Raw genomic sequence first — 7,615 nt, forward strand, 5'->3', positions numbered from 1 at the left:
CCTGCCAAACGAATGTAGCATCATCGGCGATATGGTGACCTATCCGCCGTTCGGTGCCGGTCGCCGACCCGTCCGCCATGTCCGCGGCCGATCGTCACTTCGGGAACCCGTCCGAATCGACAGCACGGTTTCGTCGACCGCCCCAGTCGGATCGCAGTCAAGATGACCTTGCCGGCGCCGGGGTCGGCCCGGTGTGAAGCCGTCCCCGACGGCGGGCGCCGCGCGGTGCGGTCGCGGCCACCCCGCGCCCGGTCAGCCGGTGGTCACCCGTCGCCCGCCGCGGGTCGCCGACCTCGGACAGCGGGTCGGACCCGGCCGACGGGACGACGGCGGACGTGGAGCGGGCAGGGCGGGGCCGCGCCGGTGCCTTCCGGCGGCGCGGGTCGAGGGCGCCGGTGACCCCGGCCGGCGCGGTAGCTTCGCTCGGTGATTGACGCACAAGGGGTAGACCACCGGGACCGGTGAAATTCGTCGCGACGGGGACGACGAATTTCGGGCGCGAGCCCGGTCTAACCCTGTGACAGAGGTCTGCGTGCCGCATGGGGGATGAGATGACGTTGTACCCGCAGGGTGTCGACCAGCACATGACGGTGAGCGGCGGTGCCGACGCGGAGTTCATGGTGCAGGCCAACTCGCTGCGCGGCGAGCTGCTGGCGCACTGCTACCAGCTGCTGGGCTCCGTGCACGACGCCGAGGACCAGGTGCAGGAGACCCTGTTGCGCGCGTGGCGCTCCTACAGCGGCTTCGAGGGGCGTTCGTCGTTCCGCACCTGGCTGTACCGGATCGCCACGAACGTCTGCCTGACCGCGCTGGAGAGCCGCCAGCGCCGGCCGCTGCCCTCCGGCCTGCCGCACTCGCGGGGCGACGAGCAGGCGCACGGCACGTGGGGCATGGAGGACGGCGCCCTGCTCAGCGCCGGTTCCCTCTCCCTGGAGAGCACCGACCCGGCGGCGATCGTCGCTTCGCGAGAACGCCGCGCCCAAGCGTTGCAGATGGTGTGGAAACACCTGTCGCCACGCCAGCGCGCGGTGCTGATCCTGCGTGACGTGCTGAACTGGCAGGCCAACGAGATCGCGGAGCTCATCGGCACCTCCGGCAGCGCCGTGCACAGCATGCTGCGCCGCGCGCGGGCCCAGTTGTCCCAGGTCTCCCCGCTGGCCGCCGACGAGATCGACCCGGACTGGCGGGAGATGCTCGACCAGTACGCCGCGGCCTTCGAGAGCGGCGACACGGCGGTGCTGGTGAGCCTGCTGACCGACGGCGCGGTGCTGGACCCCGGGCACGCGGAGCCCGAGGTGCTCACCGGCCGGGAGATCATCGCGCGGCACCTGGCGCTGTGCCCGACCCTGGGCAACTGCCACATGGTGCCGGTCACCATCTCCGGGCGGCCGGGCTTCGCGGTCTACCGCGCCACCCCCGACGGCGTCCTGCGCGCGCACTCGCTGGAGGTGCTGGACGTCTCGGACTCGGGGATCGAGGGCATCACGGTGGCCGAGGACCGCGCGGTGTTCTCCCTCTACGGCCTCCCGTCGACCATCGACGACGACACACGGGCACGTTGAGCGATGATCCACCAGGAAGCTCTGGCCGACCTCGTCCGCGGCAAGGACCTGGCCGAACGGGCCACGGGTTACGCCCGGTTCGTCGTCAACCACGTGACGGCGGACGACCTGTCCCTGCCGACGCCGTGCCGGCCGTGGGACATGCGGACACTGTTGTGGCACGTCAACGACTCGTTGGCCACGCTGGCCGAGGGCATCGAGAACCGGCGCCTGGGCCTCGCGCCCGGAGGGTTCCCGGCCGGCGACGGCGACGTGCTGCTGGTGTTCCGCCGGCTCACCACCCGGCTGCTGGAGTCCTCGGTCGGCGCGGGGCGCGACGACGACCGGCTGGTCGACGTCGGCGGCGAGCCGCTGCACAGCCTGGTGCTGGCGGGCACCGGCGCGCTGGAGATCGCCGTCCACGGCTGGGACATCGCGCGGACGTGCGGCCTGGACTGCGTCATCCCGGACGCGTTCGCGACGGACCTGTACAACTTCGCCAGGGCCGCGGTGGGACCCACGGACCGGCACCCGCAGTTCGCCGACCCGGTGCCGGTGACCGCGTCGGCCACGCCCGGCGACCGCCTGGTGGCCTACCTGGGCCGCGACCCGGGCCTGGTCCTGCGGCGCTGAGTTGCTGAGCGCTGAGTTGCTGAGGCGCTGAGGCACGGGAGCCGCACGTTCGGCGTCGGAAGGGCGCCCGCACCGGGCACGAGGAAGGTCCGGGAACGTCGATCGACGTTCCCGGACCTCCCCGTGAGGGGTTACAGGAACGTCGTGTCGGGGTCCAGCCCGAGCAGGACCCGCCCCTGGACCTCCAGGTTCGTGGTCACGTTGGTCAGGCCGTGGTGCATGAACGCCTGGATGTCGCGGTGGAACCGCTGCAACGGCACGCTGCGCTGGATGACCGACCCGCCGCTGAGCGAGTAGAGGATCTCCACCGCCTCCTGGGCCAGCCGCCCGGCGAACATGGTCTGGCCGCGCACGATCGCCCGCTCCTCGACCGTGGGCAGCTCGCCCGCGTCGGCCCGCTCCTGGAGCAGGTCGAGCCACACGCGGGACATCGCCTCGGCCGCGTCGATCTTGTTCTTGGCGGTGGCGACCTGGACCTGGGTCAGCGGGTGCAGCTTCTGGTCGGTCCAGGAGGTGTAGGTGATGCCCCGTCCGGGCAGCCGCTCCATGAACAGCTCGTAGGCGCCGCGCGCGATGCCGGTGAACACCGCCGCGCACTCGGCCATGATCATGCTCACCAGGCCGTACGAACGCCCGTCCGCGCCGCCGTTGGTGCGCCCCGGGCCGTTGTTGGCCAGGGCGTGGTCGAAGTCCAGCACGCGGTGCCAGGGGACGAAGACGTCCTCGGCCACGGTGGTGACGCTGCCGGTGGCCGCGCCGCCGGAGACGTCCCAGTCGTCGAGGGTGGTCAGCTTCGACATGGGCACCAGGCCCAGGACCCTGGCCCCGGTGCCCTCGACGATGCCCGCGGTGACGTTCCAGTGCGCGCCCAGGCAGCCGGAGTTGAAGCCCCACCGGCCGTTGAGCCGGTAGCCGCCGTCGACCGGGACGAACCTGCCGGTGGGCGCGAAGCCGCTGGACACGCGCACCGAGCCGTTGGCGAACACCTCTTCCTGCGCGCGGTCGGGGTAGAGCGTGGCGATCCACGCGTTGGACGCCCACGTCTCGGCCAGCCACCCGCTCGACGGGCAGCCGCGGGCGATCTCGGAGAGCACCGCCACCTTGTCCGCCAGGGGCAGTTCGAGTCCGCCGAACCGGCGCGGCACCGCCATCCGGAACACGCCGGCCTTGTCCTGGAGGTCGATGTTCTCCGCGGGGATCATGCGCTCGTTCTCGGCCTGGAGGCCGTTGCGGCGCAGCACAGGAACGATGTCCTGGACGGCGCCCAGCACGGACCGGAGGGCTTCGCTGTCGGGCATGGTGGATCCTCTCTCTGCTGACTCGATCGCCGAACCCGCCTCGCGGGGGTTCACTCCCGGCCGTAGGGGTCGTCGATGGCGTAGCGCCACTTGCCGTCCTCCCCGCGCCGCAGCACGTCGACCCCGACACCGGCCGAGTCCTCCACGACCCCCTCCGCGTTGGTCGCCGACAACGTCCAGTCGACGATCAACAGCGCCGTGTCACCGGTGGTGTAAACCTCCCGCTGCGTGGCTTGCACCGAAGCGCCGCGGGCGATGACCTCTTCGATGTGCTCGCGCCGCGCGTCGCCGGTCAGCGGCACGCCGGGCTCCCACACGGAAACCGCGTCGTCGGTGTAGAACCGGTTGACGGCGTCGGCGTCGCCGGCATTGAATGCGCGCACGTACCGCGCTGTGATCTCGGTCGCGTCTTCGGTGAGTTCGAAATCGTCACGCTGACGGGTCATACTGGCACGTTAAATACGGAGAAGCACTGGAAACCCACACCGGGGTAACGCCGGGTAAGTGTCGGACGCGATTCGTGATGACCCGGCGGTTACCGGGTCTGTCTAGCCTCGGGCGAGCGCAAAGGCTGCTCACGCGAACCCCACCAAGGAGACCGTCGATGGCTGCTCCGGTGCTGTCACCCCAATTGTTCACCCCCGAGTACTATCGCAATCCGCACCCGGCGCTGGAATGGCTGCGGAAGAATTCCCCGGTCCACGAGTTCGCCTTCCCGGTGGACGACGTGCCGACCTGGATCGTGACCCGCTACGCCGACGTGCACACCGTGCTGGGCGACAACCGCTTCAGCACCTCCGGCATGAAGTGGGCCAACGACCGCGCCCGCGCCGCGGGCATGGTGTTCGCGCTGGGCACGGTGGTGGAGGACATCGTCACCGTCCTCGACCCGCCCGACCACACCCGGATCCGCAAGCTCGCGATGGGCGCGTTCACCCCGCGCCGCATCGAGGAGTGGCGCGCCACGGTGGACCGCATCGTCGACGAGGCGCTGGACGACTTGGCCGCACAGGACGAGCCGGACCTGATGTCCTTCGCCGGCGCCGTGCCGGCGGGCGCGATCGGCAGCCTGCTGGGTTTCCGGCTGGACCGCTTCAACGACATGCTGCACGCCATCGACCGGGCGTTCACCACGGACCCGGAGCTCCAGGACGACCGGACGCGCGCGTTCGTGGAGATCGGCGAGTACGGCCGCGAGCTGATCGAGGAGCGGCGGAAGAACCCCGCGGACGACCTGACGTCGTCGTTCATCCAGGCCCGCGACGGCGAGGACCGGCTGTCGGAGCAGGAACTGGTCTCCATGCTGGCCGTGATGATCATGGCCGGGCTGGACACCACGCGCGGTGTGCTCGGCTCCGCGTCGCTGGGCCTCATGGCGCACCCCGACCAGGTCGAGCTGCTCAACGCGCGTCCGGACCTGCTGCCCAACGCGGTCGAGGAGTTCATCCGCTACGAGGGCGCCCTGGCCACCGGGTTGCTCCGGTTCGCCGCGGAGGACCTGGAGCTGGGCGGTGTGGTGATCCCGAAGGGGTCGCCGGTGCTGGCGTCGCTGCTGTCGGCCAACCGGGACCCCGAGGCGTTCCCCGACGCCGACCGGCTCGACATCACCCGCACCGGCGTCCGCCACGTGGGTCTGGGCCACGGCCTGCACAACTGCCTGGGCGCCGCGCTGGCGCGCATGGAGGTCGGCACCGGGATCTCGAAGCTGTTCCGCCGCTTCCCGAACATGCGCCTGACCGTGCCGCGCGAAGAGGTCGAGTGGGCGCCGACGTGGCTCATCCGCTCGCCCCTGCACCTGCCGGTCGACCTGGGCGCCCCGGCGTCATGAGCGCGGCGAGGGCCACGCTCGCGGTCGACCAGGAGACCTGCCGCGGCACGGGTCTGTGCCAGGCGCTCGCGCCGCACCTGTTCCGGCTGGACCCCTACGGCGAGGCCGAGGTGCTGCGCGCGGAGTTGACCGAGGACGAGGACGTCACCGCCGCCGACGCGGTGGTGTCCACCTGCCCCACGGAGTCGGTGATCCTGAAGTTGTCGGTGTGACACCACCGCCGCGCACTGTGGTCCACAGTGGACGCGGCGATTCCCCAGCGGGGCGCACGGTGGGTGACTCCCCCACGCCCACCGTGCCCGCGCCGCGCCGGCCGACCCCCGGCGTCGGCCGGCGCGGTGGACCCGACCGACGCACCCCGCCCCGGAGGTTCGACAGGGAGGACTGCCATGACCACCACCGAGAACGCCCCGCCGGGGGAAGCCCCGTGGGACATGCGCGCCAGGGTGGCCGAGCTGCACGCCACCCGGACCGCCGCCGTCGACGGTCCCTCGGCGGCGGCCGACCAGGCCCAGCGCGACCGCGGCAAGCTCACCGTGCGGGAGCGGATCGACCTGCTGTTCGACCCCGGCACGTTCCGCGAGCTGGAGCAGTTCCGCCGGCACCGCAGCACGGGCTTCGGCCTGGAGGGCCGCCGGCCGTACACCGACGGCGTCGTCGCGGGCTGGGGCAAGGTGCACGGCCGCACGGTGTTCGCCTACGCGCACGACTTCCGCATCTTCGGCGGGTCGCTGGGCGAGGCGCACGCCGAGAAGATCCACAAGGTGATGGACCTGGCGGAGTCGGCGGGAGCGCCCATCGTCAGCCTCAGCGACGGGGCGGGCGCGCGCATCCAGGAGGGCGTCTCGGCGCTGGCGGGCTACGGCGGGATCTTCCGCCGCAACGTCCGCGCGTCCGGCGTCATCCCGCAGATCAGCGTGATCCTCGGCCCGTGCGCGGGCGGCGCGAGCTACTCGCCCGCCCTGACCGACTTCGTGTTCATGGTGCGCGGCATCTCGCAGATGTTCATCACCGGTCCGGACGTGGTGCAGGCCGTGACGGGGGAGGAGATCACCCACGACGGCCTGGGCGGCGCGGAGGTGCACGCCACGCTCTCCGGGGCGGCGCAGTTCCTCTACGACGACGAGGAGACGTGCCTGGAGGACGTCCGGCACCTGCTGTCCCTGCTGCCGTCCAACAACCGCGAGGCGCCGCCGTCCGTGGTCGGCCAGGACCCGCCCGACCGGCGCAACAAGGCGATCCTGGACCTGGTGCCCGCCGACCCGAGTCGCGCGTACGACGTGGTCAAGGTCATCGAGGAGATCGTCGACGACGGCGACCTGTTCGAGGTGCACGCCAACTGGGCCACCAACATCGTGTGCGGCCTGGCCCGCCTCGACGGGCACGTCGTCGGTGTCGTCGCCAGCCAGCCCGCCTCGAGGGCCGGAGCGCTGGACATCCACGCCGCCGAGAAGGCCGCCCGGTTCGTGCAGCTCTGCGACGCGTTCAGCATCCCGCTGGTGACGCTGGTGGACGTGCCGGGGTTCCTGCCGGGTCGCGACCAGGAGCACGGCGGGATCATCCGGCACGGAGCCAAGCTGCTCTACGCGTACTGCAACGCCACCGTGCCCAGGGTGCAGCTCATCCTGCGCAAGGCCTACGGCGGCGCGTACATCGTCATGGACTCCCGTTCCATCGGCGCGGACCTGTCCTTCGCCTGGCCGGTCAACGAGATCGCGGTGATGGGCGCGGAGGGCGCGGCGAACGTGGTGTTCCGCCGCGAGATCGCTGCCGCCCGCGACCCGGAGGTGGTGCGGGCACTGCGGATCAAGGAGTACCAGCGGGAGCTGATGCACCCGTACTACGCCGCCGAGCGCGGCCTGGTGGACGACGTGATCGACCCGGAGCTGACCCGTGTCACGCTGATCGACGCGCTGGCGGCGTTGCGCGCCAAGCGGGCTGACTTGCCGGTCCGCAAGCACGGGAACCCGCCGACGTGACGACGCCTTTGCCGCACTTCGTTGTGTTGCGCGGCGAACCTGACGACGTCGAGCTGGCGGCCCTGGTGGTCGCCCTGCTCGCTGTGGCGGCCGAACCCGCCGATGCGGGGCCGGGCGGGGTGAACTGGTCGAACCCGACCTGGTTCACCCCGCCCGGCTCGTGGACCGCCCGGTAGACGGGGAATGCCCAACTCGGGCACACGGGGAATGCCCAACTCGATCAGTGGCCGGCCGCGCCGCTTTCGCGCCGAAGGCGTCTCGCCCGAAGGGCGGGGAGCTCTTGCGTTCCGCCAAGCGGCAGCGACCACGGGAAGGGCCTCGGTTTCTTTCCCCGTC

Annotated in this window: 8 protein-coding genes; 6 read left to right on the forward strand and 2 right to left on the reverse strand. The window is 71.5% G+C overall.

Annotated elements, in window-relative coordinates:
* The first annotated feature begins 551 nt into the window (after positions 1-551).
* Positions 552-1,562: an RNA polymerase subunit sigma-70 gene (locus tag WBN91_RS28915; RefSeq protein WP_337727476.1), complete on the forward strand. Its 1,011-nt coding sequence runs from the start codon at positions 552-554 to the stop codon at positions 1,560-1,562.
* Positions 1,563-1,565: 3 nt separating this feature from the next.
* Entirely contained in the window at positions 1,566-2,174 is a 609-nt protein-coding gene (locus tag WBN91_RS28920) for a TIGR03086 family metal-binding protein (protein WP_337727477.1), read from the forward strand.
* Positions 2,175-2,305: 131 nt separating this feature from the next.
* Here the strand turns inward: WBN91_RS28920 and WBN91_RS28925 are convergent, their stop codons facing one another.
* Together WBN91_RS28925 and WBN91_RS28930 are read right to left on the reverse strand one after the other, a co-directional pair.
* Complete coding sequence (locus tag WBN91_RS28925; protein ID WP_337727478.1) at positions 2,306-3,472, reverse strand: acyl-CoA dehydrogenase family protein; 1,167 nt, start codon at positions 3,470-3,472, stop codon at positions 2,306-2,308.
* Between the two features lie 50 nt (positions 3,473-3,522).
* Complete coding sequence (locus WBN91_RS28930) at positions 3,523-3,918, reverse strand: YybH family protein (RefSeq protein WP_337727479.1); 396 nt, start codon at positions 3,916-3,918, stop codon at positions 3,523-3,525.
* Between the two features lie 158 nt (positions 3,919-4,076).
* Between WBN91_RS28930 and WBN91_RS28935 the strand changes: the two genes are divergently transcribed.
* From WBN91_RS28935 to WBN91_RS28950, 4 genes are all read left to right on the forward strand, one after another.
* The gene (locus WBN91_RS28935; RefSeq protein WP_337727480.1) at positions 4,077-5,300 is read left to right on the forward strand and encodes a cytochrome P450 family protein; all 1,224 of its coding nucleotides are present in this window, start codon (positions 4,077-4,079) and stop codon (positions 5,298-5,300) included.
* Positions 5,297-5,512 (forward strand): ferredoxin, encoded by a 216-nt coding sequence (locus WBN91_RS28940; protein WP_337727481.1) that lies wholly within the window; start codon positions 5,297-5,299, stop codon positions 5,510-5,512. Before WBN91_RS28935 ends, WBN91_RS28940 begins: the two co-directional genes overlap by 4 nt.
* A 177-nt stretch (positions 5,513-5,689) precedes the next feature.
* Positions 5,690-7,279 (forward strand): acyl-CoA carboxylase subunit beta, encoded by a 1,590-nt coding sequence (locus tag WBN91_RS28945; RefSeq protein ID WP_337727482.1) that lies wholly within the window; start codon positions 5,690-5,692, stop codon positions 7,277-7,279.
* The gene (locus tag WBN91_RS28950; RefSeq protein WP_337727483.1) at positions 7,276-7,455 is read left to right on the forward strand and encodes an acyl-CoA carboxylase epsilon subunit; all 180 of its coding nucleotides are present in this window, start codon (positions 7,276-7,278) and stop codon (positions 7,453-7,455) included. Before WBN91_RS28945 ends, WBN91_RS28950 begins: the two co-directional genes overlap by 4 nt.
* The last annotated feature ends 160 nt before the right edge of the window (positions 7,456-7,615 follow it).

The sequence above is a fragment of the Saccharothrix sp. CCNWYY140 genome, from assembly GCF_037401995.1.
In the GTDB taxonomy this organism is placed as follows: Bacteria; Actinomycetota; Actinomycetes; order Mycobacteriales; family Pseudonocardiaceae; genus Actinosynnema.